Annotated in this window: 15 protein-coding genes; 7 read left to right on the top strand and 8 right to left on the bottom strand. The window is 67.9% G+C overall.

What is annotated here, in order from left to right; all coding sequences use genetic code 11:
- Nucleotides 1–16 precede the first annotated feature (16 nt).
- From ACQHI0_RS13715 to ACQHI0_RS13695, 5 genes are read right to left on the bottom strand one after another with little or no spacing between them, the layout of a single operon-like run.
- Complete coding sequence (locus ACQHI0_RS13715; protein ID WP_427908321.1) at nt 17–1714, bottom strand: thiolase C-terminal domain-containing protein; 1698 nt, start codon at nt 1712–1714, stop codon at nt 17–19.
- A gap of 36 nt (nt 1715–1750) precedes the next feature.
- A complete protein-coding gene (locus ACQHI0_RS13710) occupies nt 1751–3112 on the bottom strand; it encodes a cytochrome P450 (RefSeq protein ID WP_427908320.1) in 1362 nt (453 codons plus the stop codon).
- An 11-nt stretch (nt 3113–3123) separates the two neighbouring features.
- On the bottom strand, nt 3124–3318 hold the full coding sequence (locus tag ACQHI0_RS13705) for a ferredoxin (protein ID WP_427908319.1): 195 nt from the start codon (nt 3316–3318) through the stop codon (nt 3124–3126).
- Between the two features lie 11 nt (nt 3319–3329).
- Nucleotides 3330–4190 carry a mycofactocin-coupled SDR family oxidoreductase gene (locus tag ACQHI0_RS13700; protein WP_427908318.1) on the bottom strand — a complete coding sequence of 287 codons (861 nt, stop codon included), beginning with the start codon at nt 4188–4190 and terminating at the stop codon, nt 3330–3332.
- A 31-nt stretch (nt 4191–4221) separates the two neighbouring features.
- Nucleotides 4222–4929 (bottom strand): SDR family NAD(P)-dependent oxidoreductase, encoded by a 708-nt coding sequence (locus ACQHI0_RS13695; protein ID WP_427908317.1) that lies wholly within the window; start codon nt 4927–4929, stop codon nt 4222–4224.
- Between the two features lie 261 nt (nt 4930–5190).
- On the opposite strand from ACQHI0_RS13695, the gene ACQHI0_RS13690 reads away from it, so the two are divergent.
- The 4 genes from ACQHI0_RS13690 to ACQHI0_RS13675 are packed head-to-tail and all read left to right on the top strand — an operon-like array spanning nt 5191 to nt 10232.
- Nucleotides 5191–6657, top strand: coding sequence for an aldehyde dehydrogenase family protein (locus ACQHI0_RS13690; protein WP_427908316.1), 1467 nt, complete (start codon nt 5191–5193; stop codon nt 6655–6657).
- On the top strand, nt 6654–7862 hold the full coding sequence (locus ACQHI0_RS13685; protein WP_427908315.1) for a CaiB/BaiF CoA transferase family protein: 1209 nt from the start codon (nt 6654–6656) through the stop codon (nt 7860–7862). The genes ACQHI0_RS13690 and ACQHI0_RS13685 overlap by 4 nt, the downstream gene beginning before the upstream one ends.
- Before the next feature lie 19 nt (nt 7863–7881).
- A complete protein-coding gene (locus ACQHI0_RS13680) occupies nt 7882–9075 on the top strand; it encodes an OB-fold domain-containing protein (RefSeq protein ID WP_427908314.1) in 1194 nt (397 codons plus the stop codon).
- The gene (locus tag ACQHI0_RS13675; protein ID WP_427908313.1) at nt 9072–10232 is read left to right on the top strand and encodes a thiolase C-terminal domain-containing protein; all 1161 of its coding nucleotides are present in this window, start codon (nt 9072–9074) and stop codon (nt 10230–10232) included. Before ACQHI0_RS13680 ends, ACQHI0_RS13675 begins: the two co-directional genes overlap by 4 nt.
- Before the next feature lie 49 nt (nt 10233–10281).
- Here the strand turns inward: ACQHI0_RS13675 and ACQHI0_RS13670 are convergent, their stop codons facing one another.
- The gene (locus ACQHI0_RS13670; RefSeq protein WP_427908312.1) at nt 10282–10584 is read right to left on the bottom strand and encodes a DUF4286 family protein; all 303 of its coding nucleotides are present in this window, start codon (nt 10582–10584) and stop codon (nt 10282–10284) included.
- A gap of 6 nt (nt 10585–10590) precedes the next feature.
- Nucleotides 10591–11847 carry an amidohydrolase family protein gene (locus tag ACQHI0_RS13665; protein ID WP_427908311.1) on the bottom strand — a complete coding sequence of 419 codons (1257 nt, stop codon included), beginning with the start codon at nt 11845–11847 and terminating at the stop codon, nt 10591–10593.
- 215 nt (nt 11848–12062) lie between these two features.
- Here ACQHI0_RS13665 and ACQHI0_RS13660 point away from each other — a divergent pair, with 215 nt between their 5' ends.
- From ACQHI0_RS13660 to ACQHI0_RS13650, 3 genes are all read left to right on the top strand, one after another.
- Nucleotides 12063–12932, top strand: coding sequence for a radical SAM protein (locus ACQHI0_RS13660; RefSeq protein WP_427908310.1), 870 nt, complete (start codon nt 12063–12065; stop codon nt 12930–12932).
- Nucleotides 12933–13491: 559 nt separating this feature from the next.
- Nucleotides 13492–13653, top strand: a complete 162-nt coding sequence (locus ACQHI0_RS13655; protein ID WP_427908309.1) for a hypothetical protein — start codon at nt 13492–13494, stop codon at nt 13651–13653.
- 84 nt (nt 13654–13737) lie between these two features.
- The gene (locus tag ACQHI0_RS13650) at nt 13738–14661 is read left to right on the top strand and encodes a hypothetical protein (RefSeq protein ID WP_427908308.1); all 924 of its coding nucleotides are present in this window, start codon (nt 13738–13740) and stop codon (nt 14659–14661) included.
- Here ACQHI0_RS13650 and ACQHI0_RS13645 read toward each other — a convergent pair.
- Complete coding sequence (locus ACQHI0_RS13645; RefSeq protein WP_427908307.1) at nt 14654–15220, bottom strand: TetR family transcriptional regulator; 567 nt, start codon at nt 15218–15220, stop codon at nt 14654–14656. The genes ACQHI0_RS13650 and ACQHI0_RS13645 overlap by 8 nt on opposite strands.
- Nucleotides 15221–15279: the final 59 nt, after the last annotated feature.

The following is a 15279-nucleotide window of genomic DNA, read 5'->3' as shown; positions in this document are numbered from 1 at the left end:
TCTCGCTTTCTGGCCGTCACGATTCGGTGCGCAGCAGCATCGCGCCGCCGGGGGTGAGCCCGCCGCTGGAAACCACCGCGACCCTGGCACCGGCCACCTGTCGCGGCCCGGCCTCCCCGCGCAACTGCGCCACCGCCTCGTGGATCAGTCCCATTCCGTGGGTGCGGCCGTGGGAGAGCTGTCCGCCGTGGGTGTTCACCGGGATCAGCCCGTCGCGGGCGATGTTCTTGCCGCCGTCGAGAAAGTCCTTGGCCTCACCGATTCCGCAGAATCCGAGCGCCTCGATCCAGGACAGGCAGTTGAAGGTGAAACCGTCGTAGAGTTCGGCCACATCCACATCGCGGGGACGAAGATCGGTGCGGCTCCACAGATGCGCGGCCGGGCCGAGGACCTGCGGTTCATGGGTGAGTGTGCTCTGGTCCCATTCGACGCGCTCGAGGATCTGGGTGCCGACCGCTTCGACGAACACCGGTGTGCTCGGCAGGTCGGCGACTGTGTCGGTGGCGGACACGATGACGGCGACCGCACCGTCACACGGCACGTCGCAGTCGTAGAGCCCGAACGGAGTGGTGACGGGGCGCGCGTTCAGATAGTCGTCCATGGTCATCGGGTCGCGATAGACCGCGCTGGGGTCGAGGGCGGCATTGGCGCGCTGGTTCAGCGCGATCCAGCCGAGCGTCTCCCTGGTGGTGCCGTACTCGTGAAAGTGCCGCTGCGCCTTCTGCGCCAGCGTGTGCGCTGCCGAGGTGGCGCCGAACGGTGTCAGCCAACTGGTGGTCCGGCCACCGGTGGCGCCGATGCGGCCCGCTTTCATCAGCTCGCTGAAGGTGGACTCCCACACCGTGCGGAAGCACAGGACGTGCCGGGCCAGCCCGGCGGCCACCGCGGTCATGGCGGCGATCACGGCGCCGCCGGGGCCGAACGTTTCGATGCCGCCGTTGTGCCAGGTCGGCCGGATACCGAGGGCGGCCTCGAGTGCCATCACGCCGCCCTCGGCGAAACCGCCGAGATTGCCGCCGCCGGGGTAGGACGACAGGCCGTCGATGTCGTCGAAGGTGAGTCCGGCGTCGGCCACCGCGCGCTCGCAGGCCGCCACGGTCAGTGACAGGGCGGGCACCATGAGCCTGCGGCCGATCTGCGACATTCCGATGCCGGTGAGCGCGACCTCGTCCTCGAACTTGGTGCCGCGCAGCATCGGCCGCACGCGCCGCGCGAAGGTGTCGGGCGCGATCTCGTCGCAGGGCAGCTCGGCCACCGCCGGCTGCTCGGCGACCGGCCGGAACAGGGGTAGCCACACGTCGCCGTCCGGGTGGAAGACCACCTCGACCCGCATCCCGAGCTCCAAGATGGACGGTTCGGCCTCGATGATGTTGGTGGTCAACCGGACTCGCGGGTCCTCGGTCAGCGCGACGGTGGCCACCACGTACGGCGGATCGAGGCCGGGGACAGCGAATCGGTGGTTCACGGTGAAGCCGATGAGCGTCGCGAGGCCGGACACGGCGCGGACGCCGAGCTCGTGGCCGCGACAGTAGCGGCACCGTGGCTGCGGGGGATGCAGTAGCGCGGCGCAGCCGAGGCACTCCTGGATCCGCAGGACGCCGTCGGCGCCTGCGGTCCAGAAGAACTCGGTGTCCAAGCCGAGCAGGGGTAGGGGCCGCCCGGACGCGGGTGCGGCCGTGTCTTTCTCGCGCCCTCCGGTGCTGTCCGCCGCCACGGGCGCCTCCTTGTTTCTGCTGAGCGAGCGGTGTGGTCAGATTTGCGCGCTGGCGCGATTGATCGTCACCGGCTCGGCGAGCCGCTGTTCGTCGACGACCTTCTGCAGCTTCGCCAGCGTCTCGTCCAGGCCGGGCCCGAGCCGCTGACCGGGTGTGAAGGTGGCAGGCAGATGCCGCATGCCCTGGATCACCGCGATGGTGTCGTAGTGGACGGTCTCCGCCGCGACAGCCTGGTAGTCGGGCATCCGATCGAGTACGGCGACGAGCATGCGCTTGAACACCACGCGCGCCACGTTGGAGCCGATGCAGCGGTGGATACCGAGCCCGAAACTGTAGTGCCGGTTGCCTTTCCGATCGAGTACGACCTTTTCGGGGTCCTCGAACACGGCGGGGTCGCGGTTGGCCATCGCCCACGACAGCCACAGTCGTTCGCCTTCCCGGAAGGAAGCGCCCGCCACCTCGCAGTCGGCCGCGACGGTGCGCGCGTCGCCCGGCGCGGGCGTGTAGTAGCGCAGGAACTCCTCGGTCGCCGGGTCGAGCAGCACATCGCGTTCGCGGCTGAGCATCTCGCGCTCGGCCGGATTCTCCGACAGCCATTCCAGCGCATGGGCGGTGAGCGCGGTGGTGGTGTCGAACCCGCCACCGATGAGCAGGCTGAGCATGCCCAGGATCTCCATGTCCGGCAGGGGCTCACCGTTGAGCGTGGCACCGAGCACCGCGTGGATCAGGCCGGGACGTGGGGTGGTCCGGATCTCGGCCATATTGGTGAGCAGGTCGATGCCCAGCGTCCGGTGCATTTCGGCCACCCGCGGATAGTCCGGGGAGTCCGGTGGGGTGTACACCGCCGCGTGCACCGGCTCGTTGTAGATGGTCCACTTCGCCAGCGGGACCCCGAGCATGCCGAGGGTGAGCACGGCGGGCACGACATTGGCCAGGTCGTCGACGAAATCGATCCGCCCGCTCTCGATGTGCTCGTCGATCGCGGCCCGCACGACCTCGTCCACGAACGGCACCCAGCGCTTGACCGCGGCGGGGGAGAGGTAGGGGTTGAGCACCGAACGTAACTCCCGGTGCTCGGGTTCGTCCATCTCGAGAATGCCGCCGCGGATACCCCTGGCGCGCGGCGCGGGCGGGATCGAGATGCCGCGGTAGCCCTTGCGGACGCCCTGGGTGTCGTGGTCGTTGGACACGTGTGGGCAGCGGGCGAGTTCGAAGACCTCACGGTTGCCCGCGGCGACCCAGTGGCCGTCGTAGGTGTCGGTCCAGGCGATCGGGCACTCGCGCTGCATCGACTCGGTGATCTCGGAGAACTCTTCGCGGTATCGCGGTGCGTAGCGGTCGAAGTGGAATCTGGGCTGTTTGCGTTCGGCGTCGTGGCCGAGATCGTCGACGGTCATGTCATGTACCTCTATTCCGCCAGGGTGATCGCGCGCTCGGGGCACGAGTGCACGGCCTCGCGCACCTGTTCCTGTTGATCCGACGGCACGGCCTCGCGCAGCGGCGAGGAGTGGCCGTCGATGTCACTGAGTTCGAACGACTGCGGTGCGATCATGGCGCACAATGTGTGCCCCTGGCAGCGCTGCTGATCGACGTGGACCTTCACAGTGATTCCTCTCAGATGTGGTATTCGTGCCACTTCAGATAGCCGCCGGCGTCGACGCGCAGCTGCGTTCCGGTGATGAAGCGCGACTCGTCCGACGCCAGGAAAAGCACTGCCGCGCTGATGTCACCGGCATCGACGAAGGGGATGGGCATCGCCTGTTGGACACCGAAGGCAGGCTCGGCGTCGGCGCGGGTCGGATGCTCGAGGTCGGGTCGAAACGATCGGTACATCGGTTCGCTCTGCAGCATCGGGGTGTCGCAGTTGGTCGGGTGGATCACGTTGGCGCGGATCTGCTGTGGCGCGATGTGCAGGGCCAGATGGTGCACATACTCGGACAGGCCGCGCTTGGCCACCACGTAGGCCACGCCGCCGGGATCGCGGCCGGGTTGATCCACCTTGGCGATGTCCATCAGGGCCGCGACCGAACCGGTGGCGATGATCGAGGCGCCCGCCTTCAGATGCGGCAGTGACACCTGGATGCTGTTGATGACACCGATCAGGTTGGTGTCGATCACGTCCGACCACGCCTGCCACTGCGGCGTGCCCTTCATCCCGGCGATGCCCGCCTGGGCGATGACGATGTCGAGGCCGCCGAATTCGGCCACGCCCCGGTCGAGGACCGCTCGTAGCTGGGCCACGTCGCGGACGTCGGCCTGCTCGGCGATGATGCGGCGCCCGGTCTTCTCGACCAGCCGCGCCGTCTCGTCGAGGTCCTCGGGCCGCGACAGCGCGTAGCCGATGGTCTCGACATCGCGGCAGATGTCCACAGCGATGATGTCGGCGCCCTCTTCGGCCAGCCGGACGGCGTGACTGCGGCCTTGGCCGCGTGCCGCTCCGGTGACGAAGGCGACCTTGCCCTCTACGCGTCCCACGGGATTTCCTCTCGGTCGAAATGCTTGGTGCTCATGTGTTGCGACCGCCGTTGACCCCGAAGATCTGTCCGGTGATGTAGGCGGCTTCGTCGGAGATCAGGAAGGCGCACATGGCGGCGATATCGGCCGGTGTGCCGATCCGGCGCACGGGTGTGCGCTGGATGTGGTCCTCGACCGTCCCGCCGAGCCGGCCCGCCTGTTCGTTCTTGCGCAGCATCGGGGTGTCGATGAAACCGGGGGGCACCGCGTTCACGGTGATCCCCGATGGGCCGAGTTCCAGCGCAAGCGCTTTGGTGAGGCCGTTGACCGCCGACTTGGCCGCGACATAGTGCGCCATGAACGGCTGGCCCGAATGCGTGCTCGACGAGGAGATGTTGACGATGCGGCCCCAGCCCGCGTCGAGCATGTCGGGTAGCACGGCCTGAATCGTGTGGAAGACGCCGTGCAGGTTCACCTCGATGACCCGCTGCCATTGCTCGAACGACATCTTCTTGAACCGCTGGAAGCCATCGAGCCCGGCCGAGTTCACCAGGATCGTGATCGGGCCGAGTGTCGCCCGGACCGCATCGAGTGCCGCCGCGATCTGGATCGGGTCGGTGACGTCGGCGCGATAGGCGAAGTCGTCGTCGGTGGGCGGGGCGAGATCCAGGGTCGCGACATGGAATCCGCCGTCGCGTAGGCGTTCGGCGATCCCGCGCCCGATGCCGGAAGCACCTCCGGTGACTACCGCCGTCTTCACGCGCGACCCTCCGTTCCGGCCCTCGCTGCCGGTGTAATGCGGAACACAAGAATCTCCCTTCCGAATGCGAGAACCGTACTCTCGCGACGTCGTGGTTCGCAAGAGTCGAATTGGGATTCGGCCGGTGGTGGCACGTTCGGAAAATGTGCCCAATTGGGTCATATCGGCGGATTCTTGCCGCGATCCGCCACGCGGCAGTACCATTCTCACCGCAAGAGAATTGGATTTCCATGGGGAGTCGGTCCCCAGCGAGGAGGCGGGATGTCAACGCAGGAAGTGGCGGGGACGGTGACACGTCGTTTGCTTGTCGACGGGCGGCTTCGGGAAACCGGGCGGACGCTCGCTTCGCTCGATCCGGCTACCGGCGAGGTGTACGGGTACGCGCCGGAAGCCGGCGTCGCCGACGTGGACGAGGCCGTCGCCGCCGCGCGCCGCGCGTTCGACGACACCAACTGGGCGACCAACCCTCGGTTCCGTCGACGCTGCCTCAACCAGCTCTATCGCGCACTGCGCGACAACGTCGAGGACCTGCGTGCGCTGACGATCGCTGAGGTGGGGGCCACTCGGGCGCTCACCCAAGGCAATCAGCTCGAGACACCGTTCGAGATCGTGCGCTTCTACGCCGACCTGCTCGACGACTACGCCTGGACCGAGGACCTCGGCAATGTCGAGATCCGGGGTCAGCAGCACCACCGGTGGGTCGAGAAGGAAGCGGCCGGTGTGGTCGCCGCGATCGCGGCCTACAACTATCCGCACCAGCTCGCGCTGGCCAAGCTGGCGCCCGCACTGGCGGCAGGCTGCACCGTGGTGCTCAAGGGCGCGCCCGACACCCCGCTGTCCACGCTGGCGCTGGGCGAGATCATCGCCGAGCACACCGAGATCCCGGCCGGCGTGGTGAACGTGCTGGCGTCCTCCGATATCGAGGTGGGCAAGCGGATGACCACCCATCCCGACGTGGACGTGGTCACGTTCACCGGGTCGACGCCGGTGGGCCGCGAGATCATGGCCGCCGCGAGCGCCACCCTCAAGAAGGTGTTCCTCGAACTCGGCGGCAAGTCGGCGATGATCCTGCTCGACGACGCGGACTACGCCACGGCGGCGATGTTCGCGGCGTTCAGCGTGGTCACCCACGCGGGCCAGGGTTGCGCGCTCACCACCCGGCTGCTGGTTCCCGCGCAGGCGCACGATCAGGTCGCCGAGCTGGTCGCGGCGAATCTCGCCCATGTTCGCCACGGTGACCCGAACGACCCGAAAACCTATATGGGACCGCTCATCAGCGACAAGCAGCGCGACAAGGTCGACGCCATGGTGCAGCGCGCGGTCGCCGCGGGCGCCACGCTGGTGACGGGTGGACACAAGCTCGACCCCGGCTTCTTCTACGCCCCCACGCTGCTCGCGAATGTCGACCCCGACAGCGAGATCGCGCAGGAAGAGGTGTTCGGTCCGGTCCTGGCGCTCATCCCCTATACCGATGACGACGACGCGGTCCGCATCGCCAACAACTCGATCTACGGTTTGTCCGGTGCGGTGTTCAGCGCCGACGCCGACCGGGCCAAGGCCGTGGCGCGCCGGGTGCGCACCGGGACGTTCAGCATCAACGGCGGCAACTACTTTCACCCGGATGCTCCGTTCGGCGGGTACAAACAATCCGGGATCGGCCGGGAGATGGGCAAGGACGGGTTCGAGGAGTTCCTCGAGCGCAAAACCCTCGCGGAAGTCGTCGCGTGAGCGGGCCGCTGGCGGGCATCAAGGTGCTCGAGGTCGCGATGTACGGTTTCGTGCCCTCGGCCGGAGCGGTGCTGTCGGACTGGGGTGCCGACGTGGTGAAGGTGGAGCACGCGAGCGGGGGAGATCCGCAGCGCGGGTTGCGCCGGGTCGGCAACTTCACCGTCGAGGGCGAACCGAATCCGAATGTGGAGCACGCGAATCGGGGCAAGCGCAGTATCGGCATCGACATGTCGGTGCCGGAGGGACGCGCGGTGGTCCAGTCGCTGGCCCGCGACGCGGACGTCTTCCTCACCAGTTTTCTGCCGTCCGCTCGGGCCAAGTTCGGGATCGACCTCGACGACATCCGCGCGGTGAATCCCGGCATCGTCTACGCCCGCGGCAGCGCGCTCGGACCACGCGGCGCCGAATCCGGGCGCGGTGGGTACGACATGACCGCCTTCTGGTGCCGGGCAGGGATCGCCGCGAGCATCACCCCGCCCGGTGTGGAAGGGCTGATCCCCCCGCCCGGTCCGGCGTTCGGCGACACCATCTCCGGCACCAATCTGGCGGGCGGTATCGCCGCGGCGCTGCTGAAACGGGAGCGTACCGGGGAAACCTCGGTCGTCGACGTGTCACTGCTCGGCAGCGGGCTGTGGGCACTCGGCCACACCATCGCGCTGTCGGCACATCAGCAGCAGCCGATGGTGGCGCCCCGACCCGGCGTACACGGCGCGCCGGCGAACCCGCTGTCGGGCCTCTACGCCACCTCCGACGACCGGTACCTGTCGTTCGTGATGCTCCAGCCGGCCAAGTTCTGGGGCGATGTGTGTCGGCATATCGACCGCCCGGAACTCGCCGATGATCCGCGTTTTCGCGACGCGGCCTCGATCGCCGAGCACACCGCGGCGGCGGTGGCGATCCTGCGCGAGGTGATCGGCGGGCGCACCCTGGCCGAGTGGACGCGGCGATTCGCGACACTGGCCGGTCCATGGGCGCCGGTGCAGGACTCGCTGCAGCTGCTCGCCGACGCGCAGATCAGAGCGAACGACTATGTGCTGCCCGCGGGCGAGCTCGAGCTGGTCGCCAGCCCGGTGCAGTTCGATGTCGCGCCGCCGCAGGTGCGGCCGGGACCGGAGTTCGCCGCACAGACCGAAGAGATCCTGCTCGAACTCGGACTCGACTGGGATCGCATCATCACGCTCAAGACCGCGGGCGCGGTCACCTGAGCGTCCGGAAGGAGCGGACATGCCGCATGTCGCATCGATAGGGACATATCTGCCGTGCTGGGGAGACCGGCACCGCCGGATCGTGGGTGGCGACGAGGATGCGGTCACCCTCGCGGTGGCGGCCGGTCGTTCCGCGCTCGCCGAGGGCGAGACGGTGGAGCGGGTGGTGGTGGTCAGTCGCGATCTGCCACTGGTGGAAAGCAGCAACACCGCGGTCCTGCTCGCCGGCCTCGGCCTGGATCCCGAGCTCGAAGTGATCGAGCGCCTCGGCGGCGCCCCCGCCACGTTGGACGCGCTGAGTTCGGCCCGGCCACGCACCCTGGTGATCGGCGTGGATGTCGAGCCCGCGGGCGCCGCGGCCGCCTGGATCTCCGACCACGGTGGCGCGCAGATCCGCACCACCGCGAGGGTGGCGCGCAGCCTGCCGGTGCGCACGCGAAATGCCAACGGGGTCAATGACTACGGAGATCCCCGATTGCTGCGCGAGCGCGGCGTGGTCGCCTCGTTGTCGGCGGCTTGGCTGGACACCCCGGTCGCGGTCGCGGGCGTGGATCACAAGCAGGCGGCCGCGTTGTGCCAGGCACCGCCACGGCTGCCGACGACGGGGGCGTCCTCGGCGCTGTTCGCGCTGGCCGCCATGGCCGAATCGGGTGCCGCCGGGCTGCTGGTCGGGGTGGAACAGGCGGGCCTGTCCGGTGTCGCTGTCGTGCCGGGACCGGTGTCGTTGCGGCGCAACGAGCCGTCGGCGCGCCCGCCGCTCGACGGCGTCGTCGAACCAGCGACCGATCGGCCGATCTCGCTGGCCGCCTACGAGCGGGCCTTCGAGGCCAAGGTGCGCTGGGAAGCGGGTCGGTTCGACGGCAGCGCCACGCTGGACTTCCCCCCGCGCTATCGGCTGGGCGAGGACGGGACACTCGCCACCGACTACACCCTGGTGCCGTTGCCGCGCACCGGAACCGTCTACGCCGAGACCACCGTGCGCATGCCGGTGGCGGGCCTCGAGAGCCCGTACTCGCTGGTCATCGTCGAACTCGACGATGTCGGGGTACGCGCGCTGGCGAAGGTGACCGGAGGTGACGCCGGGACTGCGGGAATCGGCGTGCGCGGCCGAATGGTGTTGCGCCGGATGGCGACCCGCTCGGGCGTCCCGGACTACGGATACGCGTTCGAACCCGAGACCGTTCTCGCGCGGCAGGAAAGGGAATTGCCATGAGAAGAGTCGCTGTCGTCGGCGCGGGGATGACCCCCTTCGCCGAACACTTCGCCTTGGGGATCGGTGACCTGCTGCCGATGGCCTTCGCCGACTGCGCCGCCTCGGTCGACAAGGGACTCCGGGTGGCCGAGATCGACGCCGCGTGGTTCGGTGCGCTCCGGACCACCGACGGGTTCGGGTCCGGGATACTCGCGGAATCGCTCGGTCTCGCCGAACTACCGGTCACCCACATCGAGAATTCCTGCGCCACCGGCAACGACGCGGTACGTAACGCCCTGTACGCCATCGCTTCCGGTGCGGTGGACGTGGCGTTGGTGATCGGTGCGGACAAACTGCGCGAGACCGCCCAGAAGGACATGCTGCGCGAATGGGAGTCGATGACCAGGCATCGCGCCTGGGACTACGAGCTCGGCCTGTTCGCGCCCGCAGGCTACGCCCTGCATGTGGGCCGCTACCTGCACGAGTCGCACGCCACGCCGGAGCACTTGGCGATGGTGGCGGTGAAGAATCATCGGCACGGTGCGCGAAATCCCAAGGTGCGGTTGCCTTTCGAGATCACCATGGAGCAAGCGCTGCAAGCCCCGATCGTGGCAGACCCGTTCCGGGTCTACGACTGCGCGCCTCAGAGCGACGGCGCCGCCGCGTTGGTGCTCGCCGCCGAGGACGTGGTCGACCGCTACACCGACGCTCCGGTGTGGGTGCGCGGCGTCGGGCTGGGACTCGACTCGGTCATGCTCCAGCATCGGCCCGATCTGACCACTTTTCCGGCGACATTGCGCGCGGCACGGCGCGCCTTCGCGATGGCAGGTCTCGGCCCCGGCGACGTCGACGTGGCCGAGGTGCACGACTACTTCACCGGCATCGAGCTGATGAGTTACGAGGATCTCGGGTTCGCCGAGCGATTCGAGGGCTACAAGCTCCTCGAGACCGGAGCGACCGCGGTCGGGGGTGCGCTGCCGGTCAATCCCAGTGGTGGCCTCAAGACCAAGGGGCACCCGCCGGGCGCCACCGGCATCGCCCAATGTGTCGAGCTGTTCGAGCAGTTGCGCGGCACCGCGGTGAATCAGGTCGACGGCGCGCGAATCGGGTTGGCGCACAACCTGGGTGGGCCCACCGCTGTCTCCGCGATCACCATCCTCGAGGGCCCCGGCCGCTGAGCGCGCGAGAGCCCGGTACCTGATCAGGTACCGGGCTCTGTGTCGTGCGTCAGAGGGGGCTCCACACAGTGACTCTGGTCCGCGCGGGGTCCGACGCCGTCGACATCGTCATGCGGCCGTCCATCGATCGCGCCCGAAGCTCGGCGAGGATGGTTGCCGGATCACCGTCGAGGTCGAACACGGCCAGGTACCGCTCCTCGTCCGGTCCGCCGCGGTCCAGCCGGTGCCGTTCGCAGGACACCACCCCGGGGATGGTCAGGACCTCCGGGATGTGCACATCGGTGTACCAGCGGTTGTATTCCTCGTCCATCCCGTCGTGCGGGGTGGCGAAAACCATGAGGCGAGCTGTCATCGTCGATCAGACTTCCTGTCGGGTGTAGGCGGCCGCGTAGTCGGCCCTGGATCGGGTGGAGATATCTACGTCGGTGGCGGTGGCGCGGAGCGCGCCGACCGTCGCCTGCGCACGCGGGATCTGCTGGAAGGGATCCCAGCCGAAGTGCCTGCAGGCGTTCTCCCACGTGATCTTGTGAATATCGGCATCGGACGCACCCGCGGACTCCAGCTCCTCGAGCACGAACTCGGGCGCGTTCGGCCAGATCGAGTCCGAATGCGGGTAGTCGCATTCCCAGGCGATGTTGTCGATGCCGATGTCGTGGCGCAGTTTCAGCGAGGTCCGGTCGGTCACATAGCACGCGAGAACGTGCTCCCGGAAGACCTCGCTCGGCAACTTGCCGCCGAAGTCGCGGCGCAGCCAGCGCTGGTTGGTGTAGTGCCGGTCCGAGCGGTCGAGGAAGAACGGAATCCAGCCGACACCGCCCTCGGACAAGGCGACCTTCAATCCGGGGAAGCGCCGGAATGCGGGTCCCCACAACAGGTCCTGCGCCGCGATCAGCGAGATGCTCGGCGCCAGCACCATGAGGTTGTCGATCGGCGCGTCCGGCGCGAGCCGCAGCACGCCGAAGCCCTGCCCGATGTGCAGATTCATCACCATCTCGTTGTCCTGCAGCGCCTGGAACACCGGCGCCCAGTAGTCGATGTCGTGATAGCTGGGCAGGCCGTCGATGTGGGGCAGTTCCGGCATGGTCACCGAATGGCAGCCACGGGCGGCCAGCCGCTCGATCTCGGCCACCGCCAGCCGCGGATCCCACATGGGCAGGATGCCGATCGGGATGAACCGGCCGGGGTAGGCGCCTGCCCAGTCCTCGATGTGCCAGTTGTTGTACGCCGCGATCATGGCGACGGTGATCTCGTCCTGGCCGCCGCGGCTCAGATGCCCCGCGCTGAAGCCGGTGAAGGTGGGAAAGCACATGGACGCGAGCACGCCGTTGACGTCCATGTCGCGGATGCGCTCGTGCACGTCGTAGACCGCCGGGCGCATCTCCGCGTAGCCGGCCGGGTCGCGGCCCCACTCCTCCGCGGGCCAGGTGACCACGGCGTTGAGTCCGGCGACACCGGTCGGTCGGTCGCGGTAGATCCAGTGGTCGACGCCCTTCTCGTCGGCGACCACCTTGGGCGCGTAGTCGGCCCACTTGCGGGGGACGTGCTGGTCGAACATGTCGAGTGGCTCGACTACGTGGTCGTCGATGCTCACGAGTATCAGGTCGTCGGTCTTCACTGGACTCCTCGGTCTGTCATGTGCTGCGCGGCGGCCGCGCGATCTCCCTGCGCGGCAATCTCGACGAGAATCATATTCTCACTGAAGGGTAATCATAGCGAAGGTTCTCGCCGCATTCCATGGTGTATCCGATCGCTTGTTCGATCTAAATGCTGTTCAGTGCGGGTTGGATGACCTATCCTTCGGTAAGAATTAGATTCTCACCAGGAGGTCGCGTGGACGCTCAGCTGTGTCTGTCCGGGACGGACTCGATCGCCGTCTCCCCGCCGATGTCTGTCTTCTGGGAGCTCGACGCCGCACGACCCGACGACCGCATCCGGCCTCGGAGCCCTCGGCTCGGAACCGACGAGTGTCGTGCGGTGATCGACGACCTCGCGCGGTTCGGGGTGTGCGGTGTGGAGATCGGCGGGGCAGAGCCCACCGCGCGCGCCGACTTCTGGGACATCGCCGACCACGTGCGCGGGCGGGGGATCGCGCTCGCCTTCGACACCGACGGCACCAGGATGACCCCGGCGGTGGCCCGCAGGCTCGCGGGCGACCACCGGCTGACGGCCAGGGTCCGGCTGGCCGCGCCTACCGAGACAGACGACGATGCCGTTCGTGGCCGCGGTGCGTTCCGCGCGAGTCTTCGAGCCATGGAATTGCTCGCCTCCACCGGTGACTACGAATTCGAGGTTTCGGTACCGCTCACCAGACACAGTGCCGACCGGCTGGATGCGCTGCTGGCGGTTACCGGCGTGTTCGGCGCCCGCTTGCGCCTCACCGGTGATCGACCGCCCGAAGTCGCGCCCGACGCGAGTCAGCGCCGCGCACTGGCGGATTGGCTGGACAAGCACCGTGACGAAGTACTGCTCGGCACCCACCCGACCGGTGACCTCGCCGAGTACTGCGCCGGGGGAGCCGAGAGCTGCCTGATCGATGCGTCCGGCGCGGTGTACGCCTGTCCGATGGCTCGCCGGGGACAGCCGGTCGGCACCGTGCGCGACGAGGGCGGATTCATCGGGATCTGGCGGGATTCCCCGTCACTCGACTACGCGCGCGTCACCGGCTGCCCGGCGGCACCAGCGGCCGCGCGCCCCGCCTGAGCGCAGCGCGGACACGCGCAGCGGCACGGGACGACGCGGATCCTGTTCAACGGGGAGCCCCGCATTCCTACGGCGACCTGAACGAATTGGGTTCCTGCGGCTACAGGAACCCGAGGCCGGAATGTCACGCCCGGTTCGATGCGGAGGTGTATCCGACATCCGCAATGATGTCTCCCTTGTCTTTCGGTGTCCTTGTGCCCTTCTTGGGAGTCTCCTGGTGCCGGGGCAGCGAACGAACGCATCAGGACGTATGGGGACCGGGCCGATCTGACCTGGGCCGACATCGTGGAGTTCGAGTTGTTCTGCGGACAACGGACATTGGGGGAACAGCACCGGCCGGATTGCGAACAATTCCGAACAGAGGATGCGCGTAGTTCGGTGCAGGATAGGAACGTCACGCGCGGAGCACACTCGGGCGGCTACCCCAGGCCCCGCGACCCGGTTCGATAATGGAAGAGCAGGCCCGACCATGGGATCGCTGAAACCTCACCCCACACCACGCACGAGCTGTCTGCCGTCGTGGTGGTTCGCCCGCTACGTTTGGGTATTCCTCCTGTTCATGGCAGCGACAGGTGCACTCGTCCTGCACGGAGTGGATCCCTGGATCGCGCTGGCTGTGCCGATCACACTGAGTACGGCCGCGGTCGGCGTGATGCGCTGGCTGACAACCACGTCCGCCCTTGCCTGGCCGCTATCGGAGGCCATCGCGGCGGGAGCGTGAGGCGGCGCAACGATGGGAAGAAGCCGTAATCCGATCGAGGACCACGGACCTGTCGGCCAGTTCGCGCAGAACCTGCGGGACCGAATGGACAGGGTCACCCCCCAGCGGACGTTCCGAAAGATCGGCTACATCGCGACCTACTCGCACACGACACTCGCAGCGGCCGCCGCCGGCAAGAAGTTCCCCACCTGGCAGACCACCCGGGCTTTTCTGATCGGGTGTGGTGCAGAGGACGCCGAAATCCAGGATTGGCGACAACGCTGGGAACAAACGCAGGCGACGATCCTCAGCATTTGCCGCAACTCGGGCGAGGCCGCGATCGTGTTGCCGACCACGTCGCCCGGGGGACAGCAGAACCGTCTCGGCCAATTGCGCCTTGTGCGACCAGACGCCACGGCTGCTCGCGACCAGTGGCGCCCTCGACCGGAGGAGATCCACACGTTCGATGATCTGCGTTACGAACTCAGGCGGATGAAGGCCGCGACCGGAAATCCTGGATTGCGCACTCTTTCCGGCCGGATGGCCCGGTGCTACTCGACGACCACCTTGTCGGACATCTTCACCGGGAAACGGTTCCCCGGTCTCGATGTCACTCTTCGCCTGGTGAACGCGATGCTGGATGAGGCAGACCAGGCGTACCGGCTGAACGAAACCGACGACGGCACCTGGACTTCGGTGAGCGAGTGGGGTGATGCGTGGAACCGCGCCAAGTTCGATCAGCAGCGTCCCGACCTCACCCGAGGTCGTCGACATGACAACGTCGTTCGCCTAGCCGACGAGCGCAACGACGATAGTCCAGCCGCAACCATCGTCGCCGAGATGAACGCAGATGTAGCCGCGGCGCTGCTGGCCGGCCTTACCCCGCGGGTGGCCGGCGATATCATCACTGGGTTGCCCACCACGAAGGCTCTAGCGATTCTGACCGCCATGGAAAGGCTGCATCAGCTCGCAACGGCACCGACACCGCTGCGTGATGACTCAAGGCGCCCCGAGGCTTCCGTCAATTGATTTCGGCTCGAATCGCGGCGAGCATGACCGTCCCTATCGGCAGTGGCGGGTTGTCGGTGATCCGGGTGATTCCGGCGAGTCCGACGCCGACCATCAGGAGGCGAGCGGCGGCCGCTCGCGCCTGCGCCGCGTCGGAGTGCGCGCCGGACAGGACAGCTGTGAGGACGTCGGTCAATTGTGTGAGGGTTTCGATATAGCTGGTCGCGACCGGGCCGCGGATCTGGGCGTGCGCACCGGCCTCGGCCCAACGGGCCAGCGCGTGCTCCTCGTCGCCGCTCTCGCCGATCAGGTCGGCGAAGAACAGTGTCAGCGCGGCCCCGGGGTCGAGGTCGACAACCGCGCGCTGGTAGGCCTCGACCTCGCGGGCCGCGTAGCGCCGCCACGCATCGGCGGCAAGATCGTCGGTCGAGGAGAAATGATGGTGTATCTGTCCTTGTGAGCCGCCGAGCTCGCTCGCGACGGCGCGCGCCGTCACCGCGCTCAGACCCTCTCGTGCCACCAGCGTGGCGGCTGCCTCGACAATCGAGTCACGGCGCGTGGCGCGGGCCAGGTAAGCCATCGATCTCTCCGTTACACGTTCGCTCGGCCTCGGACACCCAGCGTCGACGTGCGATCGTA

It is taken from the genome of Nocardia sp. FBN12, from assembly GCF_050320175.1.
Lineage (GTDB): Bacteria > Actinomycetota > Actinomycetes > Mycobacteriales > Mycobacteriaceae > Nocardia.
Note: the sequence above shows the minus strand (reverse complement) of the source record. Positions and strands in the feature narration are given on the sequence as shown.

Bases quoted from the DNA above. Each gene is read 5' to 3' on its own strand.
- ACQHI0_RS13710 (WP_427908320.1), bottom strand. From the start codon at position 3,112: ATGACCGTCGACGATCTCGGCCACGACGCCGAACGCAAACAGCCCAGA.
- ACQHI0_RS13670 (WP_427908312.1), bottom strand. From the start codon at position 10,584: ATGACAGCTCGCCTCATGGTTTTCGCCACCCCGCACGACGGGATGGAC.
- ACQHI0_RS13645 (WP_427908307.1), bottom strand. From the start codon at position 15,220: ATGGCTTACCTGGCCCGCGCCACGCGCCGTGACTCGATTGTCGAGGCA.
- ACQHI0_RS13655 (WP_427908309.1), top strand. From the start codon at position 13,492: ATGGCAGCGACAGGTGCACTCGTCCTGCACGGAGTGGATCCCTGGATC.
- ACQHI0_RS13680 (WP_427908314.1), top strand. From the start codon at position 7,882: ATGCCGCATGTCGCATCGATAGGGACATATCTGCCGTGCTGGGGAGAC.
- ACQHI0_RS13650 (WP_427908308.1), top strand. From the start codon at position 13,738: ATGGACAGGGTCACCCCCCAGCGGACGTTCCGAAAGATCGGCTACATC.
- ACQHI0_RS13675 (WP_427908313.1), top strand. From the start codon at position 9,072: ATGAGAAGAGTCGCTGTCGTCGGCGCGGGGATGACCCCCTTCGCCGAA.
- ACQHI0_RS13690 (WP_427908316.1), top strand. From the start codon at position 5,191: ATGTCAACGCAGGAAGTGGCGGGGACGGTGACACGTCGTTTGCTTGTC.